The following is a 16016-nucleotide window of genomic DNA, read 5'->3' as shown; positions in this document are numbered from 1 at the left end:
CATGAACGGACTGCAGGATGCATTGAACGGCACGGTCTCGCAGGCGGTGATCGCGGCGATGCGCTGGTCCACGCCCTGGTGGTGGGTGTGCACCGCGGTCGCGCTGACGACGCTCGCGCTGATCAACGTGCTGCCGTGGCGAGTGCCGCCGGCCAAGGAGGCGGAGTACGGCATCTGGGAGGTGCTGAAGATCGCGCTGCGCCGCGCGGCGGTGTATGCGCTGGTCGCGCTGGTGCTGATCTTCTGGCCGGGCATGTACTTCGCCACCGTGGCAGCACTCGGCAACGCGCCCGGCCAGGGCCATGTGTGGTTCGTCGACTACGTGTCGCGCCAGGCCTGGCGCTGGGGCTGGCTGCTGCCGGCCGGCCTGCTGCTCGGCTGGACCGGGCGCATCGCGTCGGCGCGCTACCTGACGCCGAAGATGTCGCGCCTGGTGCAGCGCCTGGTGGTGCGGCAGGAGGACCACAAGCAGAGCGACATCCGCAACGAGGTCGGCCGGCTGAAGGCGCGCGATTTCGACCCGCGCCGCCACCGGCGCGATGGGCAGGTGTTCATCGGGCTCGATGCCGGCGGCAAGCCGATGTTCCTCGCGGCCGAGACCTTCCGCGCGACGCACATGCAGATCGTCGGCCCGACGCGCTTCGGCAAGGGCGTGGTGCTGGGCGTGACGCTGGAGCAGGCGATCGAGCAGGGCCATTCGGTGGTCTACATCGACCCGAAGGCCGATGCCTTCATCCCGTACATCATGGCCGAGGCCTGCGAGCGGGCGGGCCAGCGCTTCATCTACATCGACCTGGGCAACGAGGACACGCGCTGGGCGCCGTTCGAGGGCGGTGCGCCGCGCGACCGCCGCTCGCGCATCTGCGCCTGCTTCGGGCTCAACAACACCGGCGACGGCTCGGACTTCTACAAGTCGCGCGAGCGGGCCATCCTCGACACCATCATGCCGCGCTCGGGCACCAGCATCGCCGGGCTGCGCGCCGCGCTGGAGCAGCGCGGAGAAGACGGCAAGCCGCTGAAGGAGAGCGCGAGCCGGCTGTACGACAACCTGGTGGAGTTCGGCATGCTGCCGTCGCTGAACCCGAAGAAGGGCGGCGGCAACAAGATCGGCGAGGCGCTGAAGGCGGGTGCGACGATCTACGTGCGCGGCTCGCTGGACGACCCGACGATCCGGCGCGCGACGCAGGCCTTCGTGACCGAGGTGATCCAGGAGGCGCGGCGCCTCGCGCCCGAGCGCACGCGCCAGCTGACGCTCGCGATCGACGAGCTGAAGTTCATGATCTCGCAGGAGGTGAGCGACGCGCTCGCGACGATCGCCGGCTTCAAGGTGAACATGGTGTTGCTGCACCAGTCGATCCATGACCTGCGCAGCCCGGAGGACCGTTCGCTGAACGTGCAGGCGATCGAATCGGGCGTGTTGGTGAACTGCCAGGTGAAGCTGCTGTACCGCGCGAGCGACCCGGAGACCGCCGAATGGGCGAGCCTGTTGTCGGGCACGAAGATCGTGCGCGTGACCAAGTCGGCCAGCGTCGAATACAACCGTTTCGGTGGCGAGGCCTACACGCCGAAGCGGATGCTGTCGGACCTGGAGGTGCCGGTGATCTCGCCGAACGAGATGCTGAGCCTGTCGCCGCGGGTCGGCGTGCTGTATGCGCCGGAGCGGCTGGCCGAGGTGGTCTACACCTGCTTCGTGAAGGCCGACACGGCGCGCGTGCTGTACCGCAAGCCGGTGGCGAAGGCGGCCGAGGAGAGCGCGGCCGACGCATGAGCTGCACCTCGTTCATCGGTCGGTGCGGCAAAGGCGCGTGTGGGAGGCTGTAGCGCGCCGTCGGGGGCGGTCCTCGGCCCCTCCTTATTGGCGCGCCACAGCCTCCCACACGCGCCTTTGCGGCACCCCCACTCTGTTGCGAGGAAAGATTGAACAGACCGACGAATCCGTAGCCCGGATGGCGCGCAGCGGAATCCGGGGGGCGAGGTTCGATGTGATCGACCATTCACGGATTGGCATTCGGGCTACGACCAAAGGGACCAAGCAATGCCCAGGGAACCGGCTTCGCTGAGCCTTTGGTCCAGCCTCGCAGCGGCTGTCTGCGCGCACCACACCAGCCCCCTCAACGAAGAGGCGCCCGGTCGGCCAGCAGGTCGACATACGCGTGCTCGACCAATTGCCCGGCCGACACCTGCAGCTGCGCCATCAATGCATGCGCCTCGGCCACGCCGGCTTCGGCCGGCTCGCCGTCGCGCAGCACGACCTCCAGCTCCAGGAATTCGCCCAGCCCCTCGACGCGGTCGAGGTGCACCCGCGTGCGGCCCACCAGGTACAGCGTGCGCTGCTTGCGCACCCGGCCCGCCTGGCCGTGGGCCAGCGTCAGCAGGTCGCGCAGCACCGCCGGCTCGGTGGTCGTCGAGCGGACGTAGAACGATTCCTTCGGCCCGGCCTGGTCGGCGCGGCGGTAGAAGATCAGTTCTCCCGCGGTGTCGCTGAACGCGCGCAGCTTCAGCCGGCCGTTCGCGCATTGGAAGAAGGTGTCGTCCTGCGCGATCGGCTCGGGGCCGTGCTGTGCCAGCGTGGCCACGAGCGGCTCGATGCGTTCGATGCCGTCGATCCGCGCCTTGATCTCGATGTTGCGTGCCATCAGCCGGTCAGCACCGTCGGGTCCAGCGCCTTGTGCATGTTGACGCCGGTGACACCGTAGCCGAGCGACTCGTACAGGGCGCGTGCGCCGGCGTTGTGGGCATGCACATGCAGGCCGATGCTGGTGGCGCCGAACGCCGCGGCGAACGGCTCCATCGCGATGAAGGCCCGCCGCGCATGGCCCTGGCGGCGGTGCTCGGGCAACACCTCGATGTCGAACACATACGCGCCGACACCGGCGGGGTGGCGCTGCAGCGCGATCCACAGCGCGCCGACCGCTTGCGTGCCGTCGGCGGACCAGATCTCGCAGATGTGCTGGTCGGGCGTCGCGAGGCCCTGCGGCAGCAGCCGTTCGAACTCGGACCGCGAGCGCTCGACGGCACCGTCCGACGGCCAGCGGCCCGACGCGACGTTCAGTTCGGCATAGCCGCGCACGCTCGCCGCGACCCAGTCGGCATAGCGGTGCGGGCGCATCGGCGCGAGCGTGGCGGGCGTCATGCCGCCACCTCGCCTTCGGGACCGGCCAGCACCACGACGTAGCCGTCGGGATCGCGCAGCCAGATCTCGCGCTGGCCGACGTTCGGGTTCAGCTCGGGCCCTTCGAGCACCTGGGCGGCCTGCTGGCGCACGCGCAGCACGGCGGCGTCGAAATCGTCGGTGCGGAACCACAGCAGCATGCCGTTGCCGCGCGCGCGGACATCGGGCCGCCCGAGGTGCGGGTGGTGGCGGGTGTCCCAGGGGCGCAGCCGCATCACGACGCACTCGCCGCTCAGCAGCTTTTCATCGTTGACTCCGGCGGCACTGCTGCGCAGCCCCAGCACGGTCTGGTACCAGTGGCGACTCGATTCGAGATCGCGCACGGCGATCAGGGGCTCAGGAGACATGGGGAACGACGGGGCTGGCCTCGATCGGGTCACTATGTCACAGCCGTTCCGCCGGGGTCATGCGGATTTCGCAAGCCGCGCGTCAAAAGTAGTGCAGCGCGGCCCAGCCGAGCACCGCCGGCGCGGCCACCAGCAGCGCGGCCAGGCCCAGGCAGCCGCGCTTCGCGGCGGCGCCCGCCGACGCCGGCGCAGGCGGCTGCACGCGCTTGGCGGCTTCGGCCAGCTGTGCCTGCTTCGCGTGGTGGGCGTCGCGGCGGGCCAGCATCTCGCCGGGCCCGTGCGTGCGGTTCTGGATCACCGATTGCGAGCCGCGCCAGCGCGTGTGGCAGGCGCTGCAGAAGAACTGCCGGGCGCCTTGCTCGTAGGCGAGCAGCGTGCGGCGAGAGTGCGTGAACTGCTTGGTGCAGTTGGCGCAGGTGAAGCGCAGGTTGGCCGGGCCCCGGGCCGCACGGCCGCTGCCGCCGCGGGTGCGGGTCTGGCGGCGGCGGGCCCGCACGTACCACAGGCCGGCGGCAAAGGCGACTGCGGCGACCACCGCCGCGAACAGTTCGGGACTGAATTCCATGACGAACGCGATGCTAGCGGCTTGCGGGGCCGCGCGGCGCCACCGCGGGTTCGCACCGGTAAGGGGCGTGTCGAAATGCCTGCGGATGTGGCCCGGATGACTCGAACGCCTGTGCGATCAGCCTGCGCAGGCGGCCGGACTGGTGCCGCGTATCCACGCCGCTGGCCGCGCCTCGGCCGCCGCAATGCGACGCATCGACGCCTGGTGGTAAGCCACGTCGCCGTAGACGCAGGCGATGCTGGCCGCGGCATTCTTGAAGGCCGGGTCGGGGTATTGCCCAACCAGTTCTTCGAGGCCGGCTTTCATGCGCGGCCATGCAAGCCGAGTCTGCCGAGGGTCGGTGCCGGTGGTGTCGAGCACGCTGAGATAGAGCTGCGCATAACGGGCGCCGCCCGGCGCGGTGCCCGATGCCTTCGCCCAGCGATCGATGGCTGCATCCACCGTCTCCCAGCTGCCGCCCCATCGCGGAACGAGCCGTGTCAGCCGAAGTTCGTGGAGGTCGTAGAAGTCGGGCCACTTGCCGATGCCCTCCTGGAACACCGCGTCGGCCGTGCGGCGCGGAGAGCGCATGTCTTGCACGACGGCGAGCAGCAGGGTGTGCCAGATGGGTGTACCGCGCAGTTCGGCGCTCGCCTCGAGCATGCCCGCTTCCGCCTGCGTCAGCTGAGCGTCGAAGGACGCCCATGCGGTTTGCCCGACACGGTCTGCGGTGCTCATGCCACGTGCATCCCAGGCATTCGCGTACTGGAGCCGGTAGCCGGCGAACTCGGCGAACATCGACGCGGGAAGCTGCTGGCGCCAGCGCGCAATGCGGGCGGCCTCCATCGGGTCGGCTCCGGGCGCCGGCATCTGCCGGCGAAACATCCAGTAGACCGCCGCGCCGCCCGGCTTGCCGGAACTGAACCCGGCCGGCGCCGTCATCAGGCAGGCCATCGCCGCATCGAGCTTCGCGAACTGCTCTTGCCGGTAGAGCGTCTGCAGGCGTTGCAGCGCCTGATCCTGCTCGGCGGTTCCCATGCAGTCCGCGACCGCTTCGGCACGCGCGGTCTGTGCCGTCAGGCCGAACACGCACCCCACCAGCGCCAGCGCGCAGGCCCACGCATCCGCGCGTTGGCGAAATCTTCGTGCCGTCATTCGTTCTCTCCCGGTCCGGTCGATATGGATCGGCGCGATTCTGCCGCACGGCACGTCAGGGCCGGCGCATTCCATCAGGTCGTCGAAGCCCTGCCGCAATCACACCGTGGCCATTCGCGGCCCCGCCAGCCGGAACGTCCCGATGATCCCGCTCAGCCGCAGCGCCTGGTCCTTCAGGCTCTCGGCCGCGGCGGCCGACTCCTCGACCAGCGCGGCGTTCTGCTGCGTCATCTGGTCGAGCTGGTTCACCGCGACATTGACCTGGCCGATGCCCTGGCTCTGCTCGTTCGACGCGGCGCTGATCTCGCTGATCATGTCGGTCACCCGCTTCACGCTGACGACGATCTCGCCCATCGTGCTGCCGGCGTCCTGCACCAGCCGGCTGCCGGCCTCGACCTTGTCGACGCTCTGGCCGATCAGGCCCTTGATCTCGCGGGCCGCCTCGGCGCTGCGCTGCGCGAGGCTGCGCACCTCGCCGGCCACCACCGCGAAGCCGCGGCCCTGTTCGCCGGCGCGGGCCGCTTCCACTGCGGCGTTCAGCGCCAGGATGTTGGTCTGGAACGCGATGCCGTCGATCGTGCCGATGATGTCGGCGATCTTCTTCGAGCTGGCGTTGATCTCGTCCATCGTCGAGACGACCTGCGACACCACCGCGCCGCCGCGCTCGGCCACCTGGGCCGCCGACGACGCGAGCTGCGACGCCTGCGAGGCCGAATCGGCGCTCTGGCGCACGGTGCCGGTCAGCTGCTCCATCGACGCGGCCGATTGCTGCAAGCTGCTCGCGGCCTGCTCGGTGCGCGCGCTCAGGTCCTGGTTGCCGGTCGCGATCTGCGTGCTGGCGGTCGAGATGCCGTCGGCCACGCCGCGCACCTCGTTCAGCGTGCGCGTGAGCGCCGTGCGCATCGCGTCGATCGAGCGCAGCAGCTGGCCGGTCTCGTCGGGCGCGTAGCGGCTCTGCGCCGCGGCGCTCAGGTCCATGCGGGCGATCGCATCGGCCATCGCCACCGCACGGCGCAGCGGCGTCGTGATGCTGCGCGCCAGCGACACGGCCAGCGTCACGCCGACCAGCAGCGACAGCACCGCGCTGACGATCAGCAGCGTGGTCGCGCCGGCGCGGCGCGCTTCGGCGGCACGGCCGTTGGCGTCGAGCTGCTCCCGCTGCGCATTGCACAGCGCCTGCACCGCGGCGATGTACTCGCGCGCCTTCGGCTCGAACTGCTCGTTGAACGAGCGGCTCGCGCCGTCGGCGTCGCCGGCCTTCTTCAGCCTGCTGACCTCTTCGCGCGCGGCGAGGTAGCCCTTGCGCAATTCGCCGACCTGGTCGTACTGGCGCCGTTCGTCGGCCGTGTTCATCTGCGGCTCGATCTGCTTCTGCAGCTCGGTGGTCTGCTTGATCGACTCGGCGGTGGCGCCGGCGAAGTACTCGATCAGGCTCGGGTCGCTGCTCTTCGCGATCGCCGCGGCGCGCTGCACGCCGGAGGTGGTGAAGCGCAGCCAGTCCGACAGCGCGCGCTCGGTCTTCACGTTGTCGGCGATCATCACGTCGATCTCGGCGCTGGTGCGGTGCAGCGCGTGCACCGCATACAGGCTGCTCGCGACCGACAGCCCGAGGATCAGGCCGAGGACGACGGTGAGGCGCTTGCCGATGGAGAGGTTGTCGAGGAGCATGGTGCGTCGGATAGAGGAAGACGCTGGCTTATCGGCAACCGTTTGCGCCACTTGAGCGGAACCGGTCTCCCGGGCAGGCCGCGACGGGCCGCCCGGTTCGTGACATCTTCAACGATCCAGTGCGGGCCGCTTCGGGTCGAAGGTCCAGCCCGGCAGCAGGTACTGCATCGCGACGGCGTCGTCGCGCGAGCCCAGGCCGTGCTGCAGGTACAGGCGGTGCGCCTTGTCGACCTCGTCCATGTCGAGCTCGACACCGAGGCCGGGCTGCTTCGGCACCTGCACATGGCCGCCTTCGATGCGCAGCGGCTGTTTCGTCAGGCGCTGGCCGTCCTGCCAGATCCAGTGGGTGTCGATCGCGGTGACCTTGCCCGGCGCGGCGGCACCGACCTGCGTGAACATCGCGAGCGACACATCGAAGTGGTTGTTCGAATGCGAGCCCCAGGTGAGCCCCCAGTCGCGGCAGGTCTGCGCGACGCGCACCGAGCCGGCCATCGTCCAGAAGTGCGGGTCGGCCAGCGGGATGTCGACCGACTGCAGCGCGAGCGCGTGGCTGAGTTGGCGCCAGTCGGTGGCGATCATGTTGGTGGCGGTCGGCAGGCCGGTGGCGCGGCGGAATTCGGCCATCACCTCGCGGCCGGAGAAGCCGCCTTCGGCACCGCACGGGTCCTCGGCATAGGCGACCACGCCGCGCATGTCGCGCATCAGCCGGATCGCATCCTTCAGCAGCCAGCCGCCGTTCGGGTCGAGCGTGATGCGCGCGGTCGGAAAGCGCTCGTGCAGCGCGCGGATCACCTCGACCTCTTCATCGCCCCGCAGCACGCCGCCCTTCAGCTTGAAGTCGTTGAAGCCGTAGCGCGCCTGCGCGGCCTCGGCCAGGCGCACGATCGCGTCGGCGTCCATCGCCTTCTCGTGGCGCAGCCGGAACCAGTCGTCGGCGGCGTCGGGTTCTTGCGCATACGGCAGGTCGGTGCGCGTGCGGTCGCCGACGAAGAACAGGTAGCCGAGCATCTCCACCGCATCGCGCTGCTGGCCTTCGCCGAGCAGCGCCGCCACCGGCACGCCCAGGTGCTGGCCCAGCAGGTCGAGGAAGGCCGACTCGATCGCGGTGACCGCATGGATGGTGGTGCGCAGGTCGAAGGTCTGCAGCCCGCGGCCGCCGCTGTCGCGGTCGGCGAAGCCCTGCTGCACGCGCTGCAGCACCTGCTGGTGGTTGCCGATCGGTTGGCCGACGACGAGCGGCGCGGCGTCTTCGAGCGTCTGGCGGATCTTCTCGCCGCCCGGCACCTCGCCGACGCCGGTGCGGCCGGCACTGTCGGTCAGGATCAGCAGGTTGCGGGTGAAGAATGGGCCGTGCGCGCCGCTCAGGTTCAGCAGCATGTCGTCGCGGCCGGCAACGGGGATCGCGCGCAGCGCGGTGATGATGGGTGTTTGCATGATGAAGAGGGAATGTCGGTGGGCCACAGACTCCGTTCGCCCTGAGCCTGTCGAAGGGTCCGGCTGAGCCTGTCGAAGCCGGCGAATACTCAATCTGCGGTGATCTTGCCCGTCTCGATGACGCTCTTCCAGCGCGCGAATTCCTTCTGCTGGAAGGTGGTGAACTGTGCCGGCGTGTTGCCGACGATCTCCATGCCGACCGACACGAACTGCTGTCGGACCTGCGGGTCGTTCAGCGCCGCGACGATCGCCGCGTGCGCTTTCGCGCGCACGTCGGCCGGCAAGCCCTTCGGCGCGGCGATGCCCTGCCACGAGTAGACGGCGAGGTTCTTCACGCCGGCCTCGTCGAAGGTCGGCACCTCGGGCAGCACCGCCGATCGCTTGTCGCCGGTGACGGCCAGCGCGCGCAGCTTGCCGGCCTTGATGTGCTGCAGCACCGCGTTGACGTTCTGGAACGAAGCCTCGACCTGTCCGCCGAGCAGGTCGGAGATGGCCGGCGCGCCGCCCTTGTACGGGATGTGCGACCCGCTCGTGCCGGTGAGCTGCCAGAACAGCTCGGCCGTCAGGTGGTCGCTCGATCCGTTGCCTGACGACGCGAAGGTCATCTTGCCCGGGTTGGCCTTCTCGAACGCGATGACGTCGGCCACGCTCTTGTGCGGCGACGCGGCCGGCACCACCAGCACGTTGGGCGCCTGCACGGCAATCGTGATCAGGTCGAAATCCTTCAGCGCGTCGTACTGCACGTTCTTGATCAGGTGCGGCGCGATCACCAGCGGGCCGAGCGAGGTGACCAGGAAGGTGCTGCCGTCGGCCGGCGCGCGCTTGACCAGCGCCGCGCCGATGGTGCCGGTGGCGCCGGCCTTGTTGTCGACGATGAAGGTCTGGTGCAGCGCCTCGTTGAGCTTGGGCGCGATGGCCCGCGCGACGGTGTCGGTCGATCCGCCGGGCGGGAACGGCACCAGCAGCGTGACGGGCTTGTCGGGCCAGGGTTCGGCATGCGCGCCGGCAAGCGACGCGACGGTCAGGGCCAGCGACAGAGGCAATGCAGTGAACAGCTTGTGCACGGTTCGTCTCCGGTATTGTTAACGTTAACAATACGCGCTGAATCAGCCGACCGGGATGCGGGTTTACCCCAGCAATCGACGGATCAGCTGCTGTCCCGCTCGATGAGCGAAAAGCCGACATCGACCACGCGAGACGCCAGCGCCTCGCCATTGGCACGCGTGACGATGCACTGCGCCGCGAGGTCGCCGATCTGCCGCGGGTCGACGCGCACGCTGCTGAGCGCCGGCTCGAGATCGGCGGCGAAGTTCAGGTCGCCGAAGCCGACCACGGCGAGTTGCGACGGCACGCCGATGCCGCGCGCCAGCGCCTCGGTCAGCACGCCGAGCGCGACCAGGTCGGAGCTGCAGAACACCGCATCGACCTGCGGCTGCACCCGCAGCAGTTCGCGCAGCGCGGTACGGCCATGGCCCAGCCGCGTGGGCGCCGGCACGTACTGCAGCGCCGGCGCGGCGAGCCCGTGCGCCTGCGCCTCGGCGGCAAACGCCTCGGCACGACGCCGCGCGCGCGGGTCGTCGCCGCCGATCACCGCGAGCCGCTGCCGCCCGCGCCGCGCGAAGAACGCGGCCACCGCGCGTCCCACCGCCTCGTGCGAGAAGCCGACCAGCACGTCGATCGGATCGGGGATCAGGTCCCAGGTCTCGACGATCGGGATGCGCGAGGCGAGCAGCCGCTGCCGGCCCTGCGCGGTGTGCAGCACGCCGGTCAGCACGATGCCGTCGGGGCGGCGGCCGATGATGTCGGCCAGCAGCTCGTCCTCGCGCGCTTCGCTGTAGCCGCTCTGTCCCACCATCAGCTGGTAGCCGCGCTCGGCCAGACCGGTGGTCAGCGCCTCCAATGTCTCGAGGAACATCGGGCCCGACAGCGTCGGCACCACCGCGGCGACGAGCCGGCTGCGGCTGGAGCGCAGGGCGCCGGCCGCGCGGTTCGGCACGTAGCCGGTCTGTGCGACCGCGGCCCGCACCTTCTCGACGGTGCCGGCCGGCACGCTCTCCGGCCGGTTCAGCACGCGCGACACCGTCATCGCCGAGACGCCGGCGACGCGCGCCACGTCGTTGACGGTGATGCTGAGGTGCGAGGCCGCGGCGCGCTGCAGGGTCATCGGCAGGTCAGGCCGCGGGTGTGGCGGCCGCGAGGCCCGGGCGGCTGCGCGCGCGCAGTTGCAGGCACTGCCAGCCGGCGCCGATCACGAACAGCAGGAACAGCACGCCGGCCGCGGCCTGCAGTTCGGGCGCGTCGGCATTCGGAAGCAGCGGCTTGCCGAGCGGCAGCCGCGTCGTCGTCTCGGTGACGCCGGGGATCATGTGGAAGAAGAAGGTGAGCGAATAGCCGACGGTCTCGACGTAGGGCGACACGCCGCCGAACAGCTTGCGCCCGCCGGCCAGCGCCGCCACCGCCAGCACGACCAGCGTGAGGATGCCCAGCATGTGCGGCTTGCCGAAGCCGCCGTGCTGGAAGATGCCGAAGCCGGTGAGGCAGGTCAGCGCCGTCGCCCAGATGTAGACGCGGCCGGTGGTGTTGGTGGCGACGATGCGCTTGTCCTTGAAGAACGCCACCAGGCCGGCCGCGACCGCGACGAGCGAGATGACCGTGTGGATGACGCCTAGGGATGTCAAACCGAACATGGGTTCCTCCTGGGGTTTGTTGGAGCCCGAACAGTACACGCGCGGGCTGCGCTCAACAACCGCCAACCGCTTGCGCGTGCACCGCGGTCCAGCCGCCGGCATGGCGCTTCAGCACGCCGTAGCCCGTCCACTCGTAGCCGGCGTAGGCGTAGACGAGTTCGGCGATGCCGTCGTCGTCGAGATCGGCGTGGTCGACGAAGTCCATCTCCATCAGCGCGGACGCGCCGGCACCGCCGCGGAAGAACTCTTCGTAGGTCGCCGCATGGGTGCCCTGCGGCGTGCGCTCGGCGACGAAGAACAGGGTCTGCACGTTGTCCTGGTTCTCGATGTGCGACGACGCGACGAGGACCGGCGGGCCTGCGCGCTCGATGCGCACGACCGACACCCGCAGGGCCGCGAGCGTGTCGGCCAACGCAGCGGCCGGCGCCTGGTGGCGCGCCAGGATGGTGCGTGCCAGGTCGCGGGCAGCGGCCCGATCGGCGTCGGTGACGGCAGCACCGCGCTCGACGCCGAGGTCCTTCAGGGGCCGTGTCGTCACCAGTGCGGGCGTGCCGTTCGCCACCGGCAACGGCGTTGCGAGCACCGCATGGCTGCCTTCGGAACAGCCCTGCCGTTCCTCGACCTGCAGGCGATCGACGCGCGCCTCGCCGACATGTGCGCCGGCCTGGTGAAGCTGCACGCGCTGGCCCGGTTGCAGCGACTCCGCGGTCAGCTCGAACGGCGAGAACGCGCCGGCACGCACGAGGGTCAGCGGAAAGGCGCGGTCGGGCGCTTGCAGCACCAGCACGAGGTTCGGCGTCGCGGTGGAGCGGGCCGTCTGCGCAACGCCCGCGGTCGCGATGAGCAGGGACGTGAGGGCGAGCAGGCAACGGATGGGCGTCATGCGGGGATTGTCGGGCAGCGTGCCGCCGGTCACCGCCTGCATCCAGAAGTGCCTCGCAGAACCCATCTGCGCGCCAAGCATAGAATGTGTACGCATCGATTCCGAGATACACATCATCATGCGCACGAACATCGTGATCGACGACAAGCTCATGCGGGACGCGCTGCGGGTCAGCGGCGCGAAGACAAAGCGCGAGGTCGTCGAGCTGGCATTGCAGACGCTCCTGCAGCTGAATCGCCAAGCACAGGCACGGCAATTCAGGGGAAAGCTCCAGTGGGAGGGTGACCTCGACACGATGAGGACCGACAAGTGATCCTCGTCGACTCCAGCGTGTGGGTCGACTACTTTCGAGGCGCGCCGACACCCTCGGCGCAGACGCTCGATGCACTGCTGGATACCGAAAAGCTCGTTGTCGGCGATCTGATCCTGACGGAAGTCTTGCAAGGCTTCCGCACGGATGCCGACTTCAAGGCGGCAAGAAAGGCCCTGTCCGCCTTCACTGTGATCGAGATCTGCGGACGCGACATCGCGGTCCAGGCAGCCCAGAACTTTCGCAAGCTCCGAGCGCTCGGCGTGACGGTTCGCAAGACCATCGATACGCTGATTGCGACCCGGTGCATCGAAGACGGCCTGCACCTGCTGCACGCCGACCGCGACTTCGAGCCTTTCGAGAGACACTTGGGCCTCAAGGTCGTACAGAACCGATCATTGCCATGAACCCAGCCGGCCAGACCCCTTGCGACAAGGTCGCCATCCTGCATGGCGCGCCCTGCGCCGGCGCGTCGGCCGGTGGCCAGCGCTGGACGCTCGCCGCCGCGATCCTCGGCTCGGGCATGGCCTTCATCGACGGCAGCATCGTCAACGTCGCCTTGCCCGCGATCCAGCGCGAGCTGAACGCCAGCGCCGCGCAGCTGCAATGGATCGTCGAGGCCTATGCGCTGTTCCTCGCGTCGCTGCTGCTGGCCGGTGGCGCGCTCGGCGATCGGCTCGGCCGGCGGCGCATCTTCATGGCCGGGGTCGCGTTGTTCACCATCGCATCGGCCGCCTGCGCGCTGTCGCCGTCGGCCGACCTGCTGATCGCGGCGCGCGCGGTGCAAGGGATCGGCGCGGCCCTGCTGGTGCCGGGCAGCCTGTCGCTGATCGGCGCCAACTTCACGCAGGCCGACCGCGGCCGCGCGATCGGCACCTGGTCGGCGCTGAGCGGCGTCGCGGCCGCGATCGGCCCGGTGCTCGGCGGCTGGCTGGTCGAGCACTACCGCTGGACCTGGGCCTTCCTGGTGAACCTGCCGCTCGGCGCCGCGCTGCTGCTGATCTGCGCCACCCGCGTGCCCGAGAGCCGCAACACCGCCGACACCTCGGCGATCGACCTGCCCGGCGCCGCGCTCGCGACGCTCGGCCTCGCCGGCGTGGTCTTCGCGCTGGTGCAGGCGCCGTTGAACGGCTGGCGCTCGGCCGACGTGCTGGCAGCGCTCGCGATCGGCATCGCTGGCCTGGCGGCCTTTTTGCGTGTCGAGGCCCGCAGCGCCGCGCCGATGGTGCCGCTGCGCCTGTTCCGCATCGGCGACTTCGCCGGTGCCAACCTGCTGACGCTGCTGCTGTACGCCGCGCTTGGCGGCGGGTTGTACTTCCTGCCGCTCAACCTGATCCAGGTGCAGGGCTACGGTGCAGCGGCGGCGGGTGCCGCGATGCTGCCGTTCATCGCGATCATGTTCGCGCTGTCGCGGGCCGCGGGGCACCTGGTCGACCGCACCGGGCCGCGGCTGCCGTTGATCGTCGGTCCGCTGGTCGCCGCCGCCGGCTTCGCGCTGTTCATGCTGCCGGCGGTCGGCAGCGGCTACTGGACGGGCTTCTTCCCGGCCACCGTGGTGCTCGGCCTCGGCATGGCCATCACGGTGGCGCCGCTGACGACCACGGTGATGAACGCGGTGGGTGCCGAAGCGGCCGGCGTGGCCTCGGGCGTCAACAACGCGGTGTCGCGCGCGGCCGGCCTGCTGGCCATCGCCGGCTTCGGCGTGCTGATGGCGCATGGCTTCAACCACCACCTCGCCGAATCGCTGCAGGCCTTGTCGCTGCCGGCCGGCGTGGCCGATGCCGTGCGGCAGCAGCAGGACCGGCTCGCCGGCATCGCACTGCCCGACGGTCTGGACGCCACGCTGAAGGCGGCCCTGCAGCACGCCATCGGCGGTGCCTTCGTGGCCGGGTTCCGGCAGGTGATGGGCGTGTGTGCCGCGCTCGCGCTGCTCAGTGGCTTGAGCGCCGCCTGGATGATCGGCCGCGGGAAGCGCGGATGAACGTGCTGCGCGGCCTTGCCGGCTTGCAGGTGGTGCTGGCGGCCTGGGTGATGCCGCAGGTGTTCAGGTTCGTCGCGGGCTGAATTCGCGCTTGCGTGAACGCAGCAGGAGCATCGCCACGGCACCGGCGACCATGCCGGCCATTCCCGACGCATAGTCGGCATGCACCAGCGCGCACGACCCGCACATGAAGCCGGCGCTGAGGTAGAGGTTGTCCTCCTCGCGCCACTGGGCCCACAGCCCTGCTGCCGCGCCTGTTCTTCGATGCTTGACACATCCATCCAACATATTGGATGATTATTCCAATGGAAGACACACCGGCCGTTTCGCTCTCCGACCGCATCGCGCAGAACGTGCGCGAGCTGCGGGCCGCACGCGGCCTGTCGCTCGACGAGCTGGCCACGCAGTGCAGCGTCAGCCGCTCGATGATCTCGCTGATCGAGCGCGGCGAGAGCAGCCCGACCGCCGTGGTGCTGGAGAAGCTGGCGACCGGGCTCGGCGTGCCGCTTGCGTCGCTGTTCGAGGCGCCGGGTGCTGCACCCGCGCCGGTGTCGCGGCTGGCCGACCAGCTGCTGTGGCGCGACCCCGCTTCGGGCTATGTGCGGCGCAACGTCTCGCCACCGGGCTTCGCGTCGCCGATCCAGATCGTCGAGGTCGCCTTCCCCGCGGGGGCGCGCGTCAGCTACGAGACCGCCGCCCGCACGCCGCGCGTGCACCAGCAGGTCTGGGTGCTCGAAGGCAGCATCTCCATCGCGCTCGGCGACGAGCGCCACCGGTTGAATGCCGGCGACTGCCTCGCGATGGTGCTCGACCGCCCGATGAGTTACCACAACCCGACGCGCAAGCCGGCCCGCTATGCCGTCGTGATCACCACCGACACCGCCCCCTGGAGATGAGATGCCCTCCCCTGACCTGACCGTGCGCCGCCTCGCCGCGCTGACGCCGGCCGACATCGATGCGCTGTCCGCGGTGCTGATCGACTGCGTCGACGGCGGCGCCTCGGTCGGCTTCATGCAGCCGTTCGATCCGGCGCGCGCGCAGGCCTTCTGGCGCCGCGTGGCCGACGGCGTCGCCCGCGGCGAGCGCGCGCTGCTGGTCGCGGAAGACGCGCTCGGCATCGTCGGCACCGTGCAGTTGGTGCTCGACCAGCCGGACAACCAGCCGCACCGCGCCGACCTCTGCAAGATGCTGGTGCACCGGCGCTCGCGCCGCCAGGGCACCGGCGCCGCGCTGATGCGCGCGGCCGAAACGCTGGCACGAGAGAACGGCAAGACGCTGCTGGTGCTCGACACCGCGAACCCCGATGCCGAACGGCTGTACGAGCGCGAAGGCTGGCAGCGCGTCGGCACGGTGCCCGACTACGCGCTGCTGCCCGAGGGCGGGCTGTGCGCGACGACGTATTTCTATCGCCGCCTGAGCGCTTGAACAGCCAGCGGCTGAACGGCTAGCGCCCGACCGCCGCGCACAAGCGCGCCGACTGCCGCACATGCGGCGCAAGCAGCTGCGTTTCGGCGGCCTCGTCGCGCTTCAAGGCGTGCGACGCCGCGGCCTGCCATTCAGGCTCGGTCACGCTCTGCGCAAGGCTCTTGCTCCAGCAGCCGCACATCGCCTGGGCGTTCGACGGGGTCAGCCCGCCCGCCTTCGCGTCGGTCACGCAGCCGGCTTCGAGCTTCTGCCGGTAGGTGGCGATCTGATCGGGACGCAACTCGGCGGGCACCGGCTGCGCGCTCGCGCCACCGATGAAGAGCACTCCCGCCATCGCCAGAAGAATTCGGTTCGTCACCCGGCGATTGTGCGTGTCGATGCGGCGCCGGAGAAGCGCTGCATCCCCCCGA

19 protein-coding genes are annotated in these 16016 nt (G+C 70.1%); 6 read left to right on the top strand and 13 right to left on the bottom strand.

Annotated features, from left to right (window positions below; all coding sequences use genetic code 11):
• Position 1 precedes the first annotated feature (1 nt).
• On the top strand, positions 2-1768 hold the full coding sequence (locus ASC98_RS05870; protein WP_162249242.1) for a type IV secretory system conjugative DNA transfer family protein: 1767 nt from the start codon (positions 2-4) through the stop codon (positions 1766-1768).
• A 343-nt stretch (positions 1769-2111) separates the two neighbouring features.
• Here the strand turns inward: ASC98_RS05870 and ASC98_RS05865 are convergent, their stop codons facing one another.
• The 11 genes from ASC98_RS05865 to ASC98_RS05815 form a co-directional block, all read right to left on the bottom strand.
• Positions 2112-2636, bottom strand: coding sequence for a class IV adenylate cyclase (locus tag ASC98_RS05865; RefSeq protein WP_056807456.1), 525 nt, complete (start codon positions 2634-2636; stop codon positions 2112-2114).
• Entirely contained in the window at positions 2636-3133 is a 498-nt protein-coding gene (locus ASC98_RS05860) for a GNAT family N-acetyltransferase (RefSeq protein WP_056807453.1), read from the bottom strand. Before ASC98_RS05860 ends, ASC98_RS05865 begins: the two co-directional genes overlap by 1 nt.
• Entirely contained in the window at positions 3130-3519 is a 390-nt protein-coding gene (locus ASC98_RS05855) for a VOC family protein (protein WP_056807450.1), read from the bottom strand. Before ASC98_RS05855 ends, ASC98_RS05860 begins: the two co-directional genes overlap by 4 nt.
• Before the next feature lie 82 nt (positions 3520-3601).
• Positions 3602-4084 (bottom strand): hypothetical protein, encoded by a 483-nt coding sequence (locus ASC98_RS05850; protein WP_056807447.1) that lies wholly within the window; start codon positions 4082-4084, stop codon positions 3602-3604.
• A 117-nt stretch (positions 4085-4201) separates the two neighbouring features.
• Entirely contained in the window at positions 4202-5218 is a 1017-nt protein-coding gene (locus ASC98_RS05845; RefSeq protein WP_056807443.1) for a DUF4034 domain-containing protein, read from the bottom strand.
• Between the two features lie 99 nt (positions 5219-5317).
• Positions 5318-6886 carry a methyl-accepting chemotaxis protein gene (locus ASC98_RS05840; protein WP_056807439.1) on the bottom strand — a complete coding sequence of 523 codons (1569 nt, stop codon included), beginning with the start codon at positions 6884-6886 and terminating at the stop codon, positions 5318-5320.
• Positions 6887-6994: 108 nt separating this feature from the next.
• On the bottom strand, positions 6995-8320 hold the full coding sequence (gene gudD, locus ASC98_RS05835) for a glucarate dehydratase (protein ID WP_056807437.1): 1326 nt from the start codon (positions 8318-8320) through the stop codon (positions 6995-6997).
• Between the two features lie 89 nt (positions 8321-8409).
• On the bottom strand, positions 8410-9384 hold the full coding sequence (locus ASC98_RS05830; protein ID WP_056807432.1) for a tripartite tricarboxylate transporter substrate binding protein: 975 nt from the start codon (positions 9382-9384) through the stop codon (positions 8410-8412).
• Between the two features lie 83 nt (positions 9385-9467).
• Positions 9468-10484, bottom strand: coding sequence for a LacI family DNA-binding transcriptional regulator (locus tag ASC98_RS05825; RefSeq protein ID WP_056807429.1), 1017 nt, complete (start codon positions 10482-10484; stop codon positions 9468-9470).
• A 7-nt stretch (positions 10485-10491) separates the two neighbouring features.
• Positions 10492-11007 (bottom strand): hypothetical protein, encoded by a 516-nt coding sequence (locus ASC98_RS05820; RefSeq protein ID WP_056807425.1) that lies wholly within the window; start codon positions 11005-11007, stop codon positions 10492-10494.
• Positions 11008-11059: 52 nt separating this feature from the next.
• Positions 11060-11890 carry a hypothetical protein gene (locus ASC98_RS05815; RefSeq protein ID WP_157597774.1) on the bottom strand — a complete coding sequence of 277 codons (831 nt, stop codon included), beginning with the start codon at positions 11888-11890 and terminating at the stop codon, positions 11060-11062.
• Between the two features lie 118 nt (positions 11891-12008).
• On the opposite strand from ASC98_RS05815, the gene ASC98_RS05810 reads away from it, so the two are divergent.
• From ASC98_RS05810 to ASC98_RS05800, 3 genes are read left to right on the top strand one after another with little or no spacing between them, the layout of a single operon-like run.
• Positions 12009-12203: a type II toxin-antitoxin system VapB family antitoxin gene (locus ASC98_RS05810; protein WP_056807420.1), complete on the top strand. Its 195-nt coding sequence runs from the start codon at positions 12009-12011 to the stop codon at positions 12201-12203.
• Positions 12200-12607 carry a PIN domain nuclease gene (locus ASC98_RS05805; protein WP_056807417.1) on the top strand — a complete coding sequence of 136 codons (408 nt, stop codon included), beginning with the start codon at positions 12200-12202 and terminating at the stop codon, positions 12605-12607. Before ASC98_RS05810 ends, ASC98_RS05805 begins: the two co-directional genes overlap by 4 nt.
• Complete coding sequence (locus ASC98_RS05800; protein WP_056807414.1) at positions 12604-14181, top strand: DHA2 family efflux MFS transporter permease subunit; 1578 nt, start codon at positions 12604-12606, stop codon at positions 14179-14181. Before ASC98_RS05805 ends, ASC98_RS05800 begins: the two co-directional genes overlap by 4 nt.
• A gap of 63 nt (positions 14182-14244) precedes the next feature.
• Here the strand turns inward: ASC98_RS05800 and ASC98_RS30105 are convergent, their stop codons facing one another.
• Complete coding sequence (locus ASC98_RS30105; RefSeq protein WP_157597773.1) at positions 14245-14469, bottom strand: hypothetical protein; 225 nt, start codon at positions 14467-14469, stop codon at positions 14245-14247.
• Between the two features lie 17 nt (positions 14470-14486).
• Between ASC98_RS30105 and ASC98_RS05795 the strand changes: the two genes are divergently transcribed.
• Together ASC98_RS05795 and ASC98_RS05790 are read left to right on the top strand one after the other, a co-directional pair.
• Complete coding sequence (locus tag ASC98_RS05795; protein ID WP_056807412.1) at positions 14487-15077, top strand: helix-turn-helix domain-containing protein; 591 nt, start codon at positions 14487-14489, stop codon at positions 15075-15077.
• A gap of 1 nt (position 15078) precedes the next feature.
• On the top strand, positions 15079-15606 hold the full coding sequence (locus tag ASC98_RS05790) for a GNAT family N-acetyltransferase (RefSeq protein WP_056807409.1): 528 nt from the start codon (positions 15079-15081) through the stop codon (positions 15604-15606).
• 19 nt (positions 15607-15625) lie between these two features.
• On the opposite strand, the gene ASC98_RS05785 is transcribed toward ASC98_RS05790, so the two are convergent.
• Complete coding sequence (locus tag ASC98_RS05785; RefSeq protein ID WP_056807406.1) at positions 15626-15940, bottom strand: hypothetical protein; 315 nt, start codon at positions 15938-15940, stop codon at positions 15626-15628.
• Positions 15941-16016: the final 76 nt, after the last annotated feature.

It is taken from the genome of Rhizobacter sp. Root1238, from assembly GCF_001425825.1.
In the GTDB taxonomy this organism is placed as follows: Bacteria; Pseudomonadota; Gammaproteobacteria; order Burkholderiales; family Burkholderiaceae_C; genus Rhizobacter.
Note: the sequence above shows the minus strand (reverse complement) of the source record. Positions and strands in the feature narration are given on the sequence as shown.

Coding starts and splice junctions, on each gene's coding strand:
- ASC98_RS05870 (WP_162249242.1), top strand. CDS start 2: ATGAACGGACTGCAGGATGCATTGAACGGCACGGTCTCGCAGGCGGTG.
- ASC98_RS05865 (WP_056807456.1), bottom strand. CDS start 2,636: ATGGCACGCAACATCGAGATCAAGGCGCGGATCGACGGCATCGAACGC.
- ASC98_RS05860 (WP_056807453.1), bottom strand. CDS start 3,133: ATGACGCCCGCCACGCTCGCGCCGATGCGCCCGCACCGCTATGCCGAC.
- ASC98_RS05855 (WP_056807450.1), bottom strand. CDS start 3,519: ATGTCTCCTGAGCCCCTGATCGCCGTGCGCGATCTCGAATCGAGTCGC.
- ASC98_RS05850 (WP_056807447.1), bottom strand. CDS start 4,084: ATGGAATTCAGTCCCGAACTGTTCGCGGCGGTGGTCGCCGCAGTCGCC.
- ASC98_RS05845 (WP_056807443.1), bottom strand. CDS start 5,218: ATGACGGCACGAAGATTTCGCCAACGCGCGGATGCGTGGGCCTGCGCG.
- ASC98_RS05840 (WP_056807439.1), bottom strand. CDS start 6,886: ATGCTCCTCGACAACCTCTCCATCGGCAAGCGCCTCACCGTCGTCCTC.
- gudD (WP_056807437.1), bottom strand. CDS start 8,320: ATGCAAACACCCATCATCACCGCGCTGCGCGCGATCCCCGTTGCCGGC.
- ASC98_RS05825 (WP_056807429.1), bottom strand. CDS start 10,484: ATGACCCTGCAGCGCGCCGCGGCCTCGCACCTCAGCATCACCGTCAAC.
- ASC98_RS05820 (WP_056807425.1), bottom strand. CDS start 11,007: ATGTTCGGTTTGACATCCCTAGGCGTCATCCACACGGTCATCTCGCTC.
- ASC98_RS05815 (WP_157597774.1), bottom strand. CDS start 11,890: ATGACGCCCATCCGTTGCCTGCTCGCCCTCACGTCCCTGCTCATCGCG.
- ASC98_RS05810 (WP_056807420.1), top strand. CDS start 12,009: ATGCGCACGAACATCGTGATCGACGACAAGCTCATGCGGGACGCGCTG.
- ASC98_RS05800 (WP_056807414.1), top strand. CDS start 12,604: ATGAACCCAGCCGGCCAGACCCCTTGCGACAAGGTCGCCATCCTGCAT.
- ASC98_RS30105 (WP_157597773.1), bottom strand. CDS start 14,469: ATGTTGGATGGATGTGTCAAGCATCGAAGAACAGGCGCGGCAGCAGGG.
- ASC98_RS05795 (WP_056807412.1), top strand. CDS start 14,487: ATGGAAGACACACCGGCCGTTTCGCTCTCCGACCGCATCGCGCAGAAC.
- ASC98_RS05790 (WP_056807409.1), top strand. CDS start 15,079: ATGCCCTCCCCTGACCTGACCGTGCGCCGCCTCGCCGCGCTGACGCCG.
- ASC98_RS05785 (WP_056807406.1), bottom strand. CDS start 15,940: ATGGCGGGAGTGCTCTTCATCGGTGGCGCGAGCGCGCAGCCGGTGCCC.